Below are 17,996 nucleotides of genomic sequence, written 5' to 3'. Positions count from 1 at the left end.
TTTCACCCCCATTACTAAAATAGCCATGAAACCCATTAATATTTTTTACTTTTCTGATGTTCTCTGTATTTGGGCTTATATTGCTCAGGTTCGCATAGATGAGTTGAAAACAACCTTTCAAGACCAGATTGAGATTGAATACCACTTTGTCCCCGTCTTTGGTAATGCGCCAGAAAAGCTAGAGAAACAATGGCGCGATCGCGGAGGATTGCCAGGCTACAGCAATCATATTCAGGAAGTTGCCAAAAAGTTCGCTCACATCACCGTTCATCCTGACATCTGGACTCACGTTACACCACCATCATCTACCTCCTGTCATTTGTTTCTCCATGCCATACAACTTCTAGAAAAGAAGGGTTTAGTAGAACAACAGATGTTTGAAAAAGCAACTTGGGCATTTCGAGAGGCATTTTTTACCCAACTAGCAAAGGTTGGCGATCGCCCTGTGCAATTTGAAATCGCCGAGAAATTAGGACTCCCCGTTGCTGCTATTCAAGCTCAGATCGATACTGGTGAGGCTTACGCTCAGTTATCAAAAGATTTTGACTTAATCAAAGAACATACGGTTACGGTCAGTCCTACCCTGATTTTTAATGAAGGTAGGCAGAGACTCAACGGCAATGTAGGTTATCGGGTCATCGAAGCCAATATCCGCGAGTTGCTACACAATCCGCCAGGAGAACAATCTTGGTGCTAGGACTGTTGAATCTATTTCACGAGCAATCTTATGATATTTAACTTTGTGAAGACTTTGACGATCAACTCTATCTGCTGCAACAGGTTTAAAATTCGCCCCGTGCGCTGGCTGCTGGCTGCTTTAATCTGCCTTTCACTACTTGTTTGGAGTCCCTTACCCGCTTTTGCTGCTATAACGAAAATTGAAGAAGCAACTGGGCAAATGCTCTATCAATCCCGACAAAACTTGCAAGATCAGACTGGAAAATCCTGGCAGGCGATCGCCTTCAAGCGGATCTATCCCGATGGTAGTGCTATGGTTTCTTTGCGGCTAGTGGGCTTTCCTGGTGCAGTAGAATTTGATCGCACTCAAACCCTTACTCTAACTACATCTCTAGGCAAAACTTTTACCGCCAAGAATGTTTCTAGCAAAATTTCTCAGGACACATCAGCCCTAACCAATGTCGGAGAATATGACATTCAGCAAGTTTTACCACAGTTGCAGGCTGAAATTCCCCTTCACCTAACTTTGCCGATGGTAAGTGGGACATCAATCAAGTTACAAATCCCCTCCACAGCGATCCAAGAATGGCAAACAATTTCTGCTCGTTAACTCACCCCAAAAAAACAAACTTTAGTCTTTTTTGTACCTAAATCAATGCGCCAAACTCACGTCAATTTAACAATTGAATTATTTTATGAAGAAATTAGGTCAAACTGCCAATGCGTCCAAAAAGCCTAAAACCAGAGCTAGCCCGTCTGTAGATTCATCTAAAACGCTCATCAATGTCGCTCATAGTAGTGTAAATGAAGTTATACACTTATTCGATACTTCTCTAGAAGGACTGAGTGAGACGGAAGCTAAACGGCGGTTAGGAAAATCCGGGTTGAATGAGATCGAGCGCGAAAAAGCGATCGCATGGTATGTCCAATTACTGAAAACAGTAACTAATCCCCTCTCGCTTTTACTCATTGCTCTGGCGACTATTTCACTACTAACTGGAAGTCTAACCGCCGCCTTCATCATTTCTATGATGGTGATTTTTGGTGGGTTGCTGCGCTTTTCCCAAGAATTTCAGTCAAGTAAAGCTGCCGAAAAGCTGCGGGAAATGGTGAGCGCAACGGCAACGGTGAATCGCCAGGATGCTGCATCGAAAGAAGATAAAGGAATAACCGCAGGTAAACAAATTGCGGTGAAACTGCTAGTACCTGGTGATATTATCTTTCTTTCTGCCGGAGATATGATTCCCGCCGATGTCAGGCTGATTACTGCGAAGGATTTATTCTTGAGTCAGTCAACCCTAACCGGGGAGTCTCTACCCACTGAAAAACACCCAGAACTCCCCGATGATAAGGAGACAAACCCACTAGAGCTAGTCAATCTCTGTTTCATGGGTACAACGGTAGTTAGTGGTTCGGGAACGGCTGTTGTCGCCGAAACTGGTAGTCATACTTATTTAGCATCACTGGCTAAAACTCTTAGCGATCGCAAACCACGAACCAGTTTTGATAAAGGTGTAAATGGTGTAACTATTCTGCTAGTGCGCTTTATGCTGATTATGGCTCCGCTAGTCTTTCTGATTAATGGAGTAGTTAAAGGTAATTGGATTGAGGCATTCACCTTCGCTTTATCTGTGGCTGTAGGACTAGCTCCAGAAATGTTACCTGTAATTGTCACAGCAAATTTGGCAAAGGGAGCGATCGCTATGTCTAACAAAAAGGTAATTGTCAAAAACATTGATGCGATTCAAGACTTTGGCTCTATGAATATCCTGTGTACTGACAAAACAGGCACGTTAACCCAAGATAAAATTGTTTTACAGAGGCACTTAGATCCCTACGGTCAAGACAGTACAGATGTACTTAAATATGCCTATCTCAATAGCTTTTACCAGACTGGATTAAAAAATTTATTAGATGTCGCCGTTCTCGATCGCCATCAAGAACTTAAATCTTTGGACGTTGAGAAAAACTACCAGAAATTTGATGAAATTCCTTTTGACTTTGTGCGCCGTCGAATGTCTGTTGTCGTTGAAGAAATGGGAAAACAGCATATTCTGATTTGCAAAGGTGCAGTTGAAGAAGTCTTAAAAGTCTGTACTCAACTCAAAGTCAATGGTGAGGTTTTGCCAATGGATGAATCAGTCCATACCAAGGTTGCCGATTTACAACAAAAACTAAACTCTGACGGGTTACGAGTAATTGCGGTGGCATACAAAGTAATGCCTCCAGATCAATCACATTATGCCATTACCGATGAGAGCGATTTGATTTTGTTGGGCAATATTGCGTTTCTCGATCCGCCCAAAGATTCCGCCGCTCAAGCAATTAAAGCCCTCAAGCGCAATGGAGTTGATGTAAAAATCTTAACTGGGGACAATGAAATCATTACTCGTAAAATCTGCAAAGATGTAGGCTTACCTGTCCACCACGTTTTATTAGGTAGCGCTATTGAAACAACTTCCGATAGTGAATTAGCCGAAGTTGCCGCAACCACAACTATTTTTGCTAAATTTTCTCCCACCCAAAAAGCCAAAATTATTCAAGTGTTGCGAAAAAAAGGCAACATTGTGGGATACATGGGAGACGGTATCAATGATGCAGCCGCTTTGCGGGAAGCAGATGTAGGCATCTCCGTTGATACAGCAGTCGATATTGCCAAAGAGTCGGCAGATATTATTTTATTAGAAAAAAACTTGTTAATTCTGGAATCTGGGGTAGTCGAAGGTCGTAAGACTTTTGCCAACATCATCAAATACATCAGAATGGGTACTAGCTCTAACTTTGGTAATATGTTTAGCGTCTTAGGTGCGAGTGCGATTCTGCCATTTTTACCAATGCAGCCAGTACAGATATTAATAAATAATCTCCTCTACGACTTTTCGCAGACGGGTATCCCCTTTGATCGTGTGGACTCTGAAGATTTGGTCAAGCCGCCGAAGTGGAAAATTGATAATATCCGGCGATTTATGGTCTTTATTGGCCCAGTTAGCTCCATTTTCGACTATTGCACCTATGCCCTAATGTGGTTTGTATTTGGGGCGACTTCGGTAGAGAATCAAGCTTTGTTCCAAACGGGTTGGTTTGTGGAAAGTCTGATGACTCAAACGTTGATTGTTCATGTCATTCGCACGGCTAAGGTTCCTTTTTTCCAGAGTCGGGCTTCTTTACCGATGCTGCTGATTACTGCAACGGTGATGGCGGTTGGAATGTATCTACCATTTTCGCCGATCGCACATAGTTTAGGATTTGTTCCCTTACCAGCCGTTTATTTTCTCTGGTTGGCTTTAATCCTCACTTGCTATTGCCTATTGACTCAATTTGTGAAAACTTGGTTCATCAAAAAATATGGATATACCTAACTGAAACTTTAAACAATCAAGAAATGTGACGGTTGTTTAGAAATTGCTTCACTTTCATGGGTTTGATGTGAGGATAGCGAGCGTTGCCAAGGCGATCGAGTTTGCCCTTGCCCGATACCATCGCGTACATATACTGGTGATAAACGTACTCCTCAAGAGAGCTAGCTGAAGCTTTTTTGGCAGCAATCCAAGCTTGCATCTCGGCTATACTGCCCAGTGATTTTTCGGTTAATTTACTACCCGTTGCCCCTTCATAAGTAGCCTTCAACTGCTTTGAGGTTAGAGTGTCACCCGCAACTTCCAATGCCATGTTTGCCAAGAGCGGATCGCTCACCGCTTCCGCTACATACTTGGCAGTATCATCAGTGGTGGTGAAATCGAGCGGCGTTTCACCATCGCCCCAGTATTGAAAAATCTGATGTTCCAGGTCAAACAGTGGCATATAAGTAATGAATTCCATAAATGCGCCGTTGAGAACTAAGGTATATTCCAAACCGCTTTGCTGAAGATACTCAAACACTTCCTTGCGCTTATCTAAATTGTCATTGTCACCGTAGTCTAGCTTGCGATAGTCCACCGAATAATCAGAGGGAATGAAGCGCTTTACGCCCTGCTGTTTGGCTGCATCAATCAAGTTTTTCTGCCCTGGGACAGTCACTTCATTATTACCGATCGCAGAGACGACTACATCAACTCCTGCCAGCGCTGACAGTAGTGTTTCTGGCTGCATCACGTCACCTTCTACAATCGTTGCGCCCTTGGCTTTCATTGCGTCGATCTTTTGATGATTTTTTGCGTTGGGATCGTTGCTTTGTCGCACCATTGCTCGAACATCAATGTTGCCTTTGTCGAGTAAAGCCGAAACAATCTTATCACCCAGCATTCCAGTAGAACCAGCAACCAAAACTATCAATTTTGTAGTCATAATTTTCCTCGTAAAGTTTACAGGATTCATCAATGAGGCAGACTCGTTACATGAAAAGCAATTGCAACACCAGCGATCGCTTTGCTGGAGCTAAACTTAGATTGTCCGGTGTTTGATAATTTAGCGTGCGAAACCTTGTAGAAAGTTGGTTTTAGCCGCAGGATACTTCTTAGTAACTTGATCGAGCGCTTGATTGGATTGTTCGCGATCGGGAAAAGGCAGCGAAGCAGGAGGCAATGTGCGCTGTTGAGCGGGTACTGTCGTCGCCATAATCGTATACTCAAAACCTGCGGGTACATAAGTATTAAGTAATCGTGCCGTTTCAGAATCGATTTGAAAAGCGTGTTTTGTGCCTCGTGGAATTGACACAAACGACCCGGCGGTTGCTTTAATTGGCTGGTCTTCTACAAAGAAGGTTGCTTCGCCTTCGAGAATATAGAAGGTTTCATCTGCCGCCTCATGGATGTGAGGCGGTGCTGCTGGGCCCTGCGATAATAGCTCCTCTATACAGGAATACTCTCCATTAGTATCTTCGGCAGTTGCCAGCATAATCCAGAGAATACCCATACCCCAGTAAGCGCGACCTTCGGCACTATTGACTTGAAAAGATTGTGGCTTGTTTTGTTTGTTCATTTATGGCTCTTTTACTTCAATTAGCGATCGCCAACGGGCTTTTGCGATCGGGTTCAATAGGCGTTGGGAGCGAATCTAATCTATTGTTTAAAGATTCCAATTTTTCTAGTTTTTGTTACTACAGCTTGCGAGCTTGATTTAGAAGGAATCTTTCCATAACGTAATGAATTTAAGCATCGAAATCTATCAAGTTCTTGCTGTCTTGAACGTATTGCCTCGGAGTAACACAAACAAGCCGCTTGAAGTATGCTCCAAAATGGCTTTGACTTGCAAATCCAGTTTCAGAGGCTACTTTTTCGATTGCCCACTCTTTTCTTAGCAGCCGTTTTGCCTGCAATATTCGTACTTGAATTTGATAAGCGTGGGGCGGCAGCCCAAAGGTTTTGCGAAAAGATCGATTGAGATGAAAGGAACTCAAATTTGCAATCTGTGCTAATTGTTCTAAGGAAATCTCTTGATTGTAATGGTCTTCTAGATACGCTCGAACGCGGTTGACGGGCTGACGTTCTTCCCCTAACTTGGTTTGGCAAGGTGGATATTTTGCACAGCGCAGAATTAATTGTGCTAATAATTCTAGAATTAATGTTTGTTGTTCAAGCTGAGAGATAGGTTGTTCTAAAGCTTGATGAACTTGAATAATTTGTATATTCAGGTCGCGGTCATGGACTATAGGCATCGAAAAAAATGGCAGCGCTGTTTCGCGTCCTGCGACTTCTGTTGCCACTTGTTGAAGTAAATCTACACCTACCCGTAACCCTCGAAAAGTACAGTTTTGAGCGCTCGTAGCATCTGCATAATGTGCCTCTCCAGGTTGGGTCACTACCAAGGTGTCTGATGGCACGCTATACATTGCGCCTCGGTAGTTAAATTGCCAGCCGTCACCCTGTCTAATATTAAGCTCCAGTTCTTCGTGAAAATGGCGGGGCAATGAATAGCTTTTGCAAAAACTATGTACCAACTCAATCGATTGCAGGTACAGTGATCGCCAGATTCTAGGGCGCGACGGATTTGCTGTCATAAGTTGTTGTTCTGGTTGTATTGCAAATTCTTAAGAAGCTAGTAACTTGGCAACTAACGCTGATATTTAACAAAAGGGACACGCTTAGTTGTGTCCCGATTATTTACGAAGCAACCGCATAGCGAATTAGCTGCGAAATCCGTTGGCGCAGAGTTTCTAACCCCAAGACTTCGCGCGCTGAAATAAATACAGCTTGAGGAAATTCCTCTCTAGCAAGTTCTAATGTCTCACTATCAGCGCAATCAATTTTATTTAAAACCACTAATGCAGGACCCGGAGTTATTGGCATTTCGGACAAAATACTCATAACTGATCTAATTTGACTATGCCAAGCTGGATGGGATAGATCGGCTACGTGCAGCAAAGCATCGGCTTCGGTGACTTCTTCTAAAGTTGCTCGAAAAGCATCCATTAATGACGCTGGCAATTCGTGAATAAATCCTACCGTATCTGTAAGCACGATCTGCTTAGGTCTACTTGTCACCGCGTCCGGTAACAGCATTCGGCGAGTAGTAGGATCGAGGGTTGCAAATAATTGATCGGCGGTGTAAACGTCCGAATTAGTCAAGGCGTTTAATAGCGTTGATTTTCCCGCGTTTGTATAACCAACGATCGCAATTGAAGGTACTTCCCGATGTTGGCGCTGTTGGCGCAACCGCGATCGATGAGCTTGTAATTGGTCTACTTCAGTTTGCAACCTGCTAATTCGCTTGGCGATCGCTCGTCTTTCGGTTTCTAGTTTAGTTTCTCCAGGTCCTCGCGTCCCAATACCACCACCCAACCTTGACATGGCTTGACCTCTACCCGTCAATCGCGGCAACATATATTCAAGTTGAGCCAGTTCTACTTGCAGTTTTCCAGCTCGTGATTGAGCGCGTTGAGCAAAGATATCTAAAATTACTTCTGTTCTATCTACAACTCTAATCCCAATTTGGATTTCCAAATTACGCACCTGAGAAGGGGAAAGATCGCGGTCAAAAACGATTAAATTAGCTCCCAAAGTTTGAGCCATAAGAGCAATTTCTTGAACTTTTCCTTCACCAACAACCGTTTGGGGATGAACCCGCGATCGCTTTTGCTGCACTATTTGTAAAACTTCCCCCCCGGCGGTATTTATCAGGCGTTCTAGTTCCACTACAGTATCTTTAAGTTGTTGGGGTGTAATGCCATCGGTAATCATTCCGACTAATAAAACGCGATCGCGATCGCTATCAACGTTTTGAGCAACAAACTCTTGCTGAAACCTTCCTTCTATTTCTGCTACTAAGTCAATAAAATCTTGATTGACAACAATATCTAAGCTCAATGGTGGCGATACTTGCCAAGTTGACCCATTTTCGGGAGTAAGGTTAGCAATATAAGCTTCTTTTACATAACCTGTAGCACCGCCGCCACGACGTTCAAAGCCCGATCCGGTAACGTTTAGAACGATTAAACTATCTAATCGCTGAAGCGCCATAGCAGTTAAAGAGGCTTCATTTGGAGGTTCGGTTTTTAGTTGCGTAGTTATACATCTAATCCCGCTCAATCTTTCCGCGCCATAGCGGGGCAATTCTAAGGGGGGAATCTGGGTTTGACGGGGCGTACCAACACCTACTCTAATAGCCTGTCCCCGGCGATTGAAATAGGTGCATATAGGCTGTTTTATGTCGGTACTAATAGCAGCGAGTCTTTGGGCAAATTCCGGCGTAGTCAAGCGATCGCCTGGTAATCGCTGATGATACAGTTTTTGTAATTGTTTAATTTGGCTAGATTTTAGCCCTTGAAGATTTCCGTATATAGTTTCTATAAGCGTTTTAACCAGTAAATGGTTCCCGAATCCAGTAATCCTATTCTACAAAAATGCGTTGCTTTAAGAGAGTTTCTGAACAGACAATTCTTTCAACATTCAAACGCTCTACTTTAATACAGTTAGACGAAATCTAAACTCACACTTATTCTATGAATCTAATCAAAAATGTCTTGGTCTTAGTTAGCTGCTTTATGGTAGCTACTCCCTCTACCACAATAGCCAATTCACAGCCAAACTCATTACCTAATCCACAGACCCCTCTCACCTTACCCTCTCAACCTCTAAGACTTTTTGGAAATAAAGCATTATCACCTGACCATTTCATTAAAAAAGAATTTTATCAGTCAAGAATGCAACCAGGGGCTGTTTTGAGGACATTTGAGACAATGACATACGGGGAATATATGCTTAAGTATGGAGATGGGGGTAGTGTTCCCTATGATACTTCTCCCGACCGAATGGTATCAGTGTTAACAGTAGATTTTCCTAACGGACTTGAAGCTGAAAACGCGGATTACTCAAATGCTAGTGTCATCTCAGCGCGTGATGCTGAAACGGGAGATTACTTCAGCCACATAACGGTTGGTAACATAACCCGTCAGAAAGGACATAGGTTAAAAAAATGCTCCGGTAGGCTCTAAAATGAATCTTTACGATTGAGCCTCAATGCGATCGCCCCAAGTTTGATATTTTGCCTGTAATTCCCCCGTTAGCCATCTTTGATATTGAGGATAAACAGGTAAACGCGGTACAAGTTGCCAAGAATCTAGAATATCGGCTAAATGCTTAGAGTTTAAGTGTGGATAATCAGGGTTAACTTCGTCTTTTATGCCAATTCCGCCCAAATCTCGCGCACCTGCTTCTAAACAAGCAAGTAATAAGCTGGGATATACAACTAAATTGGGTGGAATCTGAATTGCAATGTCTGGTGGTAAAATTTCCCTAGCTAGGGCGATCGCTTTTGGTAACTCCTCTAAGTCAAAACTTGGTGTATCGATGGCTTGTAAAGTTCCGGGGCTATGAGGTTGTAAGATAACTTCTTGAATATGACCGTAGCGTTGATGTATATGTGCGATTACTTTTAAAGTTTCTCTCCAATCTGCGATCGTTTCCCCAATTCCTAAAAGCAACCCAGTAGTAAAAGGAATTTTTAATTCTCCCGCCCATTCTAGTTGTTGTATCCGTACTTCTGGAACTTTACTAGGTGCGTGTCGATGAACAGTTTGCAATAGTTTGGGCGTTATTTGTTCTAACATCAATCCCATCGAGACATTGACAGCTTTTAATTTAGCCATCTCTGTAAAGCTCAAAATGCCTGCATTAGTATGAGGTAAAAATCCTAGAGATAAAGCAAGTTCGCACAAATCGTAAATTAGTTTAAACCATGCTTGACGGCGGGACGAATGGGGGTGAACTTCGCCGCTTAAAATCAAAATCTCGCAAATTCCTTGACTTTGGAGCAGTAATAGCTGTTTTTTTGCCGTTTCTAAACTCAACCAATTACTTTTACCGGGGTCTGTGCGAAAGTTGCAGTAAGTACAACGGTTGAAACATTCATAAGTTGGGACTATTGTATGAGCGGGGCTATAAGTAACAACCCTAGAAGATACTTTAAGATTATTCTGATTACTATCCAATAGCTATACTCTTACTAAAAAAGGGTAACAACTCTATATTTTCTATATTTTCCCCCCTTTTTAAGGGGGGTTAGGGGGGATCTCTTCTAAACATTATGCGATCGCACTAAATACCCACAACGTTGCTCTCCATTAATTATCCAATGGGTACGCTCAACGGTACAATCGGGCAATACCTGAGCAAACATTTCTAATTCGTGTCCGCAAATTCCCGGAAAAGATTCCGCAACGTTAGAAATAGCGCAATTATGCTCGGTCATAATAAAGCCTTCCCTAGACTCTAAAGAATGACACTCCGCCATAAACCCTTCAGCTTTTCTCAGTTCTACAAGTTTAGCAACGCGATTTTCTAAAGAGCCATTACCTAGTTTTTCCCGGTACTCCATAGCTTTACGTTGCCATTGTTTGCTTAAAATTTGACTAACTTGCTCTGCGCCTACCGTTTCGGCTAAAGTTCCTAGTAACGAGATTGCAAAAGCGCTGTAATTTTGACTTGTAGACTTATTTAAACTTTCGCGCCCTTTACTGCTAATTTGATAAGCGTGTTGGGGACGACCCATTTGCTGAGACTTGGCGCTGTAGGAAATTAATTCTTGATTAGCTAAATCTTTCAAATGACGGCGCACGGCTTGTTGACTAATTTCTAGCTTTGTTGCCAATTCCTGAGCCGTAGCTGAAGAATGCTGCCCTAAGTATTGCAGAATGTCTTGCTTTGTTGAGGGCTGCTGTGCGATCGCCATCTTTTTCCCAAAAAATTTCACTTTGACAACATACCTGTTGTTAATGTAGCCTAAAATGGAGATACATTAAACAACAATTGTGTTGCTTTAATCGTACTATATAGTGAAAGCCATTTACAAAAATGGCGACTTCCCATCTGCCACCTAAAGAGAGAAAAGTTAGTAGTTTAGCTGCTAATAGCCAAGATTCACAAGAGAACGCGAGAGAACACTACTGATGAGTGCAACTGTCCAAACGTTAGTTAACCAACCCTACAAATACGGTTTTATCACCGACATTGAGTCAGACACGATTCCTCGTGGACTTAGTGAAGATGTAGTTCGCCTAATTTCGGCGAAGAAAGAAGAACCGGAATTTATGCTAGAGTTTCGGCTTAAAGCCTATCGTCAATGGCTGAAAATGACCGAGCCTACTTGGCCCAATGTCAAGTATCCAACTATAGATTATCAAAATATTATTTACTATTCTGCTCCCAAGCAAAAAGCCAAGCTCAACAGCTTAGATGAAGTTGACCCCACACTTTTAGAAACCTTTGAAAAGCTAGGAATCTCGCTATCCGAGCAAAAACGTCTATCCAACGTCGCGGTAGATGCAATTTTTGACAGCGTATCTGTAGCCACAACCTTCAAAGACAAACTAGCCAAAGATGGCGTAATTTTCTGCTCAATTTCTGAAGCTTTAAAAGAACATCCCGAATTAGTCAAAAAATATTTAGGTAGTGTTGTCCCCGCCGCCGATAATTATTTTGCCGCTTTAAATGGCGCAGTATTTAGCGATGGTTCTTTTGTCTACATTCCCAAAAACACCAAGTGTCCAATGGAACTATCCACCTATTTCCGCATCAATAGCGGCGATACAGGGCAGTTTGAGCGGACTTTGATTGTCGTAGAAGAAGGTAGCTCAGTTTCGTATCTAGAAGGCTGTACAGCCCCCATGTACGACACAAACCAGCTACACGCGGCGGTAGTAGAATTAGTTGCTTTGGACAATGCAGAGATTAAATACTCTACAGTTCAAAACTGGTACGCTGGCGACGAAAATGGTAAAGGTGGAATTTACAACTTTGTTACCAAGCGCGGTTTGTGTCAGGGAGTCAATTCTAAGATTTCGTGGACGCAAGTAGAAACAGGTTCGGCGATTACTTGGAAGTATCCTAGTTGCGTACTTGTAGGCGATAATTCTGTAGGTGAATTTTACTCGGTAGCGCTTACCAATCACAAACAGCAAGCCGATACCGGGACAAAAATGATTCATGTGGGCAAAAATACCCGCAGTACGATTATTTCTAAAGGAATTTCGGCGGGTAATTCCTCTAACAGTTATCGCGGTTTGGTGAAGATTAATCCCAAGGCTGAAGGAGCGCGGAATTATTCGCAATGTGACTCGATGCTAATTGGCGATAATGCTAGTGCGAATACTTTTCCCTATATTCAAGTACAAAATCCGGCGGCGAAGGTAGAACATGAAGCGTCTACTTCTAAAATTGGCGAAGACCAATTATTTTACTTCTCGCAACGGGGTATTTCTTCAGAAGATGCGATTTCAATGATGATTAGCGGCTTCTGTAAGGATGTATTTAATCAATTACCGATGGAATTTGCCGTAGAAGCAGATAGGTTATTGAGTCTGAAGTTAGAAGGAAGTGTAGGTTAAAGATAAAGAATTGAAAGCAAAATGATTTATATGCAATGGATATAAATCATTTTGCAACATAATTGACAGGCTTAATTAGAGAAATATTTATCTTTGGTGAAGAAGGAGTAAAATAATGCTTGCAAATAGCTCGATTGTTAATGATACTACCCTTCCTGTATTCACAGAAGATGAATTTGATCGTGAAAACACCGAAAATGAAGATGCAGAATTAAATATTAGTAGTAGTATTAAAATTCGAGATAGAAAGCTATTCGTGCATCCCTACGACTATAGTATTAGATCCCTAAAAGAGCAAGTAGAAGATGGAACTTTAGTGCTTGCAGATGACTTTCAACGTCGTAGAGTTTGGGATGATACAAAAGCAAGTAGGCTGATAGAATCTCTATTAATAAATGTACCAATTCCTGTTTGCTATTTTGCCGAGTTGGAAGATAGTAGTTGTAGTGTAATTGACGGACAGCAAAGGCTTACGGCTATTTATAGATATCTTAATGATGATTTTAAGTTAAAGTCATTAAAAATCAGGGACGATCTTAATAAGCTGAAATTTAGTCAATTGAGTATTGTCGATCAAAGATCGATTAGATTGAGAATAATTAGATGTGTTGTTATTTTAAAGGATTCAGATCCAGAGATTAGATTTGATGTCTTTGACCGACTGAATTCTAATTCAGTTAAATTAAATCGTCAAGAATTAAGAAATAGTTTATACAAAGGCTCGCTTAATAAATTAATTAAAGATTTATCGAAACATGAGACATTTATAAAGCTGCGTAGAGCTAAAGATGTTGAAAAGAGAATGAATGATTGTGAAATGATTCTACGATTTTTTGCTTTTTATTTCAATGGAGCTAACTATAAAGGTAAATTATCTAAATTTTTGGATGATTACCTAGAATCTGGTATGAAATTTAATTCCAAAATATTAGAACAGCATCGAGAGATATTTTTAAAAACCATTGATATCATACATAATATATTTGGGGAAAACAGTTTTCGTAGATACGATCCTACCGAGCGGGTATGGAAATCAACTATAAATAGAGCAGTTTACGATGTGGAGATGTTGTATTTTTCTAGATTGTCTTTGGAGTTGCTCGAACATAAGCGTGATGAAATCATTAGTGAATTTACAGAACTTTTCAAAGCTCCTAAGTTTGAAGATGCAATTGTATCTCAACCCGAAAAAGTAACTCAGATGCAATCTCGACTCGATTTGTGGCGAGATAGACTTGAATATATTGGCATCCCAATCGAACGAATCGTTATTGGAACGACAGCACATGAAACTATATAAAGATGAGTTTCATGAAAGATCGGTCTCCAGCCTTGATGAAGTTTTGGGTTAACTTGAGAGAAGTAGGAGTTTTAGCATAATTGTCCAAAGAAAATGACAGTTCATCAAAGCAAAGAGAAATTAATGAGTGTTTATCTAGAGCATCTATTTTATTACTTTGCAGTCACATTGAAAGCTTCTTTGAGGATTTGATTCTCGATATTTTGACCTTTCATGAATACAATCAAACATCAATAAGTATGTTACCCGATCGCTTAAAAGTTATTCAAACTCTTCGTAAACCAATCACCGACAATTTAGGCTTTGATAAAAAATGGAAAATTATTGAGAGTATGATTCAAAGTCCGTTTGCTAATACTAACAATAAATGCTATCAGGGTATATTTAATTTAGAACTTCATTTAAAAGGATTTGCATCACCTGGCAGTAAAAATGTAGACGATTTGTTTAAAAGTATTGGGATTAATGATGTTTGGAATTTGGTAGAAAATAAAGACACTACTATGAGGTCAAAAAATAATTTAGATGCTTTTATTAATAGGCGAAACAATATTACACATGGTTCGGCGGCAGATAAACCAACTATGGGAAATGTCAGGAATTATGTTCGCGACGTGTGTGCAATAGCTCTCATATTTAATGCAGTTGTAACTGAATACATCGTTAATAATTTTAATGTTCAAAATCCTTGGGTAATTACATCAATATAATATGAACTTGTAACTGTAGTAGAATGGATGTTGATATTCAGATATATTCATCCAATGATATGATGAAAGACTAAACGCATTTGATTGAACATTATATAGAATGTAATTAAACGAATCTAAATATGATTAATCCTAGTAGTCCCATTATCCTGTCGATCAAAAACCTCGCGGCGGAAGTAGATGGAAATTCGATTTTAAAGGGTGTGAATCTGGAAGTAAAAGCCGGAGAGATTCATGCAATTATGGGTCCTAACGGTTCGGGTAAAAGCACTTTTTCTAAGGTTATAGCGGGACATCCAGCTTATGATGTGACTGCGGGAGAAGTAACTTTTCTAGGGGAGAAGTTGCTAGAAATGGAAGCCGAAGAACGCGCTAGAGCGGGTATATTTTTGGCGTTTCAGTATCCCTTAGAAATTCCTGGAGTTAGTAACCTAGACTTTTTGCGCGTAGCTTACAATTCTCGTCGCAAACAACAGGGTTTAGAAGAATTAGACTCTTTTGATTTTGATGAGTTGGTGCAGGAAAAGCTAGATATTGTCAAAATGAATCCAGCTTTTTTGAGTCGTAGCGTCAATGAGGGTTTCTCCGGTGGAGAGAAAAAGCGCAACGAAATCTTGCAAATGGCGATATTAGAGCCAAAAGTAGCAATCTTAGATGAGACAGATTCGGGATTGGATATTGATGCGCTGAAAATTGTTGCTAATGGCGTTAATCAGTTAGCAAGTCCTGATAATGCGACGATTTTAATTACTCACTACCAGCGTTTGCTAAATTACATTGTCCCGGATTACGTTCATGTAATGGCAGAAGGACGAATTATTAAGAGTGGCGGTAAAGATTTGGCGCTGGAATTAGAAGCGCGCGGTTACGACTGGGTGCTAGAGCAAGCGGTAACGGAGGTAAGATAAGTATGCAGTTACTTACAAATCTTGAGCTAAAAGATAGAGATGCAACACTTAGCAACTTATTAGAACTGTGTCAGGCACAAAAAATCGCCGTACTAGAACCAGAATTAATATTATTGTTGCAGGAATTGCGCGATCGCACCTCCTCAATAATAAATCTTGCTACTCTCCCCACAACCCGCGATGAAGAATGGCGTTTTACCGATTTATCGGCTTTGCGTCAACTAAACTTTAGCGAAAACACTTCACCACAAATAGATATTTCATCGCTAATTCTACCGGAAGCTGAAAACAGCCGTTTAGTGTTTGTTAATGGCGTTTATACCTCTGAACTATCAAGGGTTGCAGATTTACCCGATGGAATTACCGTTAGTAATTTAGCTGGTTTACCAATAACTCATCGCTCTAAAATTAAAAAATATCTAGCGCAGCAACAAGGCGCTACAGAAGTCTTTACAGCCTTAAATACTTCTGGTATAAGCGATGTGGCGATTGTGTGGGTAGGTAAAAATGTTGTAGTCGATACTCCCATTCATTTATTATTTGTTTCTACAAGCGAACAACCAATAGTTTCTCAACCGCGCTGCTTGCTGGTGGCGGAGTCTGGTAGTAATGTGACGGTAGTTGAAGAATACAAAAAAGCTGGAAGCGCAGATACGGTTTACTTTACCAATTCCGTTACGGAGATTTGGCTAGAAGAAAATGCCGAAGTTAGCCATACTAGAATTGAGCAGGAAAGTTTAGAAGCTTTCCATATTGGGAAAACGGCGGTTTCTCAAGCGCGTGATAGTCGCTATACTTGCTACGCGGTAAGTCTTGGCGGTAAATTATCGCGCCACAATTTAGAAGTTTTCCAAGCTGGCGAACAAACGGATACTAATCTCTTTGGATTGACGGCAATTTCTGGTAATCAAGTGGGCGATACTCACAGTGCGATCGCACTTAATTATCCTCATGGTACGACAAATCAGTTACATAAGTGTATTGTCTCCGAAAAGTCGCACGGTGTTTTTAACGGTAAAGTTTTTGTCCCTAAACCAGCGCAATTAACCAATGCAGCGCAGTTAAATCGCAATCTATTATTGTCTTCTAGAGCGAGAATTGATACTAAACCCCAGTTAGAAATTACGGCGGATAATGTCAAATGTTCTCACGGTGCAACGGTAAGTCAATTAGAAGATGATGAGATTTTCTACTTACAAAGTCGCGGGATAAATGCCAGCGATGCGCGGAATCTTTTAGTTAATGCTTTTGCGGCAGAAATTATTAATAAGTTGCCAATAGATTCGTTACGCGAAAGTTTGAATGCTTCCATTAAACGCTTTTCCACAGTTAGTTAAATAAGCAAACTCATTACTTATTCAAAATGACAGTTACTAAAGAAAAAACTCTTGCTGATTTAGTCCGCGCTGACTTCCCAATATTGCACCAAGAAGTTAACGAGCATCCTTTAGTGTACTTGGATAATGCGGCTACTTCGCAAAAACCAATCCAAGTTTTAAATACTCTCCGCGATTACTACGAGCAATACAACTCTAACGTTCATAGAGGTGTACATACTCTTAGCGCCAAAGCTACCGATGCTTACGAAAGTTCCCGCGATAAAATTGCAGCTTTTGTAAATGCTGATTCTCGTCAAGAAATTGTGTTTACTCGTAACGCAACCGAAGCGATTAATTTAGTCGCTTATAGTTGGGGTACTAGCAATTTAAAGGCTGGCGATGAGATTATTCTATCAGTGATGGAACACCACAGTAATTTAATTCCTTGGCAATTGTTGGCGCAAAAAACTGGAGCGGTGCTAAAGTTTGTTGAATTAACGGAAACTGAAGAATTTAACTTAGAACAGTTTAAAACGCTGATTTCTGACAAAACAAAATTAGTTTCAGTTGTTCATGTTTCCAACACTTTAGGCTGTATTAATCCCGTTCAAGAAATTATTGCGATCGCACACAAGTACGGTGCTAAAGTATTAATTGATGCTTGCCAAAGTGTCCCTCATATGCCTATAGACGTACAGAAGCTAGATTGCGATTGGTTAGTCGCATCTGGTCATAAAATGTGCGCTCCTACAGGAATTGGCTTTTTGTATGGAAAGTTGAAATTACTGCGCTCTATGCCTCCATTTTTAGGCGGTGGCGAGATGATTGCCGATGTATACCTAGACCATTCAACCTATGCAGATTTACCCCATAAATTTGAAGCAGGTACTCCAGCAATTGCGGAAGCGATCGCACTAGGGGCAGCAGTAGATTATCTTACTAATATTGGTATGGATAAAATCTATACCTATGAAGCAGAGTTGACGGGATATTTGTTTGAGAAGTTAGCACAGATTCCCGAAATTCGCACCTATGGTCCTTTGCCTAAATTAGCAGGTTTTGGGAGAGCCGCCTTAGCATCTTTTACGGCGGGAGAGGTGCATCCTCACGACTTATCTACCATGTTAGACCAAGAGGGGGTTGCTATTCGTGCCGGACACCATTGTACGCAACCTTTGCATCGTTATTTAAAAGCTCAATCCACTGCAAGAGCTAGTTTATCTTTTTACAATACTCGCGCGGAAATTGATGTTTTCATTGCGGCTTTGAAGGAAGCTGTAGAGTTTTTTGGGAGCATTTTTTAGAGGGAGATTTTCTCCAACA

Annotated in this window: 17 protein-coding genes; 11 read left to right on the top strand and 6 right to left on the bottom strand. The window is 41.0% G+C overall.

Annotated features, from left to right (window positions below; all coding sequences use genetic code 11):
• Nucleotides 1-25 precede the first annotated feature (25 nt).
• The 3 genes from SYN7509_RS0203965 (at nucleotide 26) to mgtA (ending at nucleotide 4,037) form a co-directional block, all read left to right on the top strand.
• A complete protein-coding gene (locus SYN7509_RS0203965; RefSeq protein WP_009632067.1) occupies nucleotides 26-697 on the top strand; it encodes a DsbA family oxidoreductase in 672 nt (223 codons plus the stop codon).
• 45 nt (nucleotides 698-742) lie between these two features.
• Nucleotides 743-1,288 (top strand): DUF3122 domain-containing protein, encoded by a 546-nt coding sequence (locus tag SYN7509_RS0203960; RefSeq protein ID WP_369792303.1) that lies wholly within the window; start codon nucleotides 743-745, stop codon nucleotides 1,286-1,288.
• An 85-nt stretch (nucleotides 1,289-1,373) separates the two neighbouring features.
• A complete protein-coding gene (mgtA, locus tag SYN7509_RS0203955; RefSeq protein WP_009632065.1) occupies nucleotides 1,374-4,037 on the top strand; it encodes a magnesium-translocating P-type ATPase in 2,664 nt (887 codons plus the stop codon).
• 16 nt (nucleotides 4,038-4,053) lie between these two features.
• On the opposite strand, the gene SYN7509_RS0203950 is transcribed toward mgtA, so the two are convergent.
• The gene (locus SYN7509_RS0203950; RefSeq protein ID WP_009632064.1) at nucleotides 4,054-4,962 is read right to left on the bottom strand and encodes an aromatic alcohol reductase; all 909 of its coding nucleotides are present in this window, start codon (nucleotides 4,960-4,962) and stop codon (nucleotides 4,054-4,056) included.
• Nucleotides 4,963-5,082: 120 nt separating this feature from the next.
• Entirely contained in the window at nucleotides 5,083-5,595 is a 513-nt protein-coding gene (locus SYN7509_RS0203945; protein WP_009632063.1) for a quercetin 2,3-dioxygenase, read from the bottom strand.
• A gap of 2 nt (nucleotides 5,596-5,597) precedes the next feature.
• On the opposite strand from SYN7509_RS0203945, the gene SYN7509_RS31215 reads away from it, so the two are divergent.
• Nucleotides 5,598-5,732 (top strand): hypothetical protein, encoded by a 135-nt coding sequence (locus SYN7509_RS31215; RefSeq protein WP_255327284.1) that lies wholly within the window; start codon nucleotides 5,598-5,600, stop codon nucleotides 5,730-5,732.
• A 32-nt stretch (nucleotides 5,733-5,764) separates the two neighbouring features.
• Here SYN7509_RS31215 and SYN7509_RS0203940 read toward each other — a convergent pair whose 3' ends face one another.
• Together SYN7509_RS0203940 and hflX are read right to left on the bottom strand one after the other, a co-directional pair.
• Entirely contained in the window at nucleotides 5,765-6,613 is an 849-nt protein-coding gene (locus SYN7509_RS0203940; protein ID WP_009632062.1) for an AraC family transcriptional regulator, read from the bottom strand.
• Between the two features lie 103 nt (nucleotides 6,614-6,716).
• Nucleotides 6,717-8,309 carry a GTPase HflX gene (gene hflX, locus SYN7509_RS0203935; protein WP_009632061.1) on the bottom strand — a complete coding sequence of 531 codons (1,593 nt, stop codon included), beginning with the start codon at nucleotides 8,307-8,309 and terminating at the stop codon, nucleotides 6,717-6,719.
• A gap of 482 nt (nucleotides 8,310-8,791) precedes the next feature.
• Between hflX and SYN7509_RS29555 the strand changes: the two genes are divergently transcribed.
• Complete coding sequence (locus SYN7509_RS29555) at nucleotides 8,792-9,046, top strand: hypothetical protein (RefSeq protein WP_148297922.1); 255 nt, start codon at nucleotides 8,792-8,794, stop codon at nucleotides 9,044-9,046.
• Between the two features lie 9 nt (nucleotides 9,047-9,055).
• On the opposite strand, the gene cofG is transcribed toward SYN7509_RS29555, so the two are convergent.
• Together cofG and sufR are read right to left on the bottom strand one after the other, a co-directional pair.
• A complete protein-coding gene (cofG, locus tag SYN7509_RS0203925) occupies nucleotides 9,056-10,042 on the bottom strand; it encodes a 7,8-didemethyl-8-hydroxy-5-deazariboflavin synthase subunit CofG (RefSeq protein WP_009632059.1) in 987 nt (328 codons plus the stop codon).
• An 86-nt stretch (nucleotides 10,043-10,128) separates the two neighbouring features.
• Nucleotides 10,129-10,803: an iron-sulfur cluster biosynthesis transcriptional regulator SufR gene (gene sufR / locus SYN7509_RS0203920; protein WP_369792220.1), complete on the bottom strand. Its 675-nt coding sequence runs from the start codon at nucleotides 10,801-10,803 to the stop codon at nucleotides 10,129-10,131.
• 196 nt (nucleotides 10,804-10,999) lie between these two features.
• On the opposite strand from sufR, the gene sufB reads away from it, so the two are divergent.
• The 6 genes from sufB to SYN7509_RS0203890 all read left to right on the top strand — a co-directional run bounded on the left by sufB (nucleotide 11,000) and on the right by SYN7509_RS0203890 (nucleotide 17,977).
• A complete protein-coding gene (sufB, locus tag SYN7509_RS0203915; RefSeq protein ID WP_009632056.1) occupies nucleotides 11,000-12,436 on the top strand; it encodes a Fe-S cluster assembly protein SufB in 1,437 nt (478 codons plus the stop codon).
• Nucleotides 12,437-12,551: 115 nt separating this feature from the next.
• On the top strand, nucleotides 12,552-13,736 hold the full coding sequence (locus SYN7509_RS0203910; RefSeq protein WP_009632055.1) for a GmrSD restriction endonuclease domain-containing protein: 1,185 nt from the start codon (nucleotides 12,552-12,554) through the stop codon (nucleotides 13,734-13,736).
• A gap of 80 nt (nucleotides 13,737-13,816) precedes the next feature.
• Entirely contained in the window at nucleotides 13,817-14,446 is a 630-nt protein-coding gene (locus SYN7509_RS0203905) for an MAE_28990/MAE_18760 family HEPN-like nuclease (protein WP_009632054.1), read from the top strand.
• Nucleotides 14,447-14,568: 122 nt separating this feature from the next.
• Nucleotides 14,569-15,354 carry a Fe-S cluster assembly ATPase SufC gene (sufC, locus tag SYN7509_RS0203900; protein WP_009632053.1) on the top strand — a complete coding sequence of 262 codons (786 nt, stop codon included), beginning with the start codon at nucleotides 14,569-14,571 and terminating at the stop codon, nucleotides 15,352-15,354.
• Between the two features lie 2 nt (nucleotides 15,355-15,356).
• Entirely contained in the window at nucleotides 15,357-16,691 is a 1,335-nt protein-coding gene (sufD, locus tag SYN7509_RS0203895; RefSeq protein WP_009632052.1) for a Fe-S cluster assembly protein SufD, read from the top strand.
• A 26-nt stretch (nucleotides 16,692-16,717) separates the two neighbouring features.
• Complete coding sequence (locus SYN7509_RS0203890; protein WP_009632051.1) at nucleotides 16,718-17,977, top strand: SufS family cysteine desulfurase; 1,260 nt, start codon at nucleotides 16,718-16,720, stop codon at nucleotides 17,975-17,977.
• Nucleotides 17,978-17,996 lie beyond the last annotated feature (19 nt).

It is taken from the genome of Synechocystis sp. PCC 7509, from assembly GCF_000332075.2.
GTDB lineage: Bacteria > Cyanobacteriota > Cyanobacteriia > Cyanobacteriales > Chroococcidiopsidaceae > Aliterella.
Note: the sequence above shows the minus strand (reverse complement) of the source record. Positions and strands in the feature narration are given on the sequence as shown.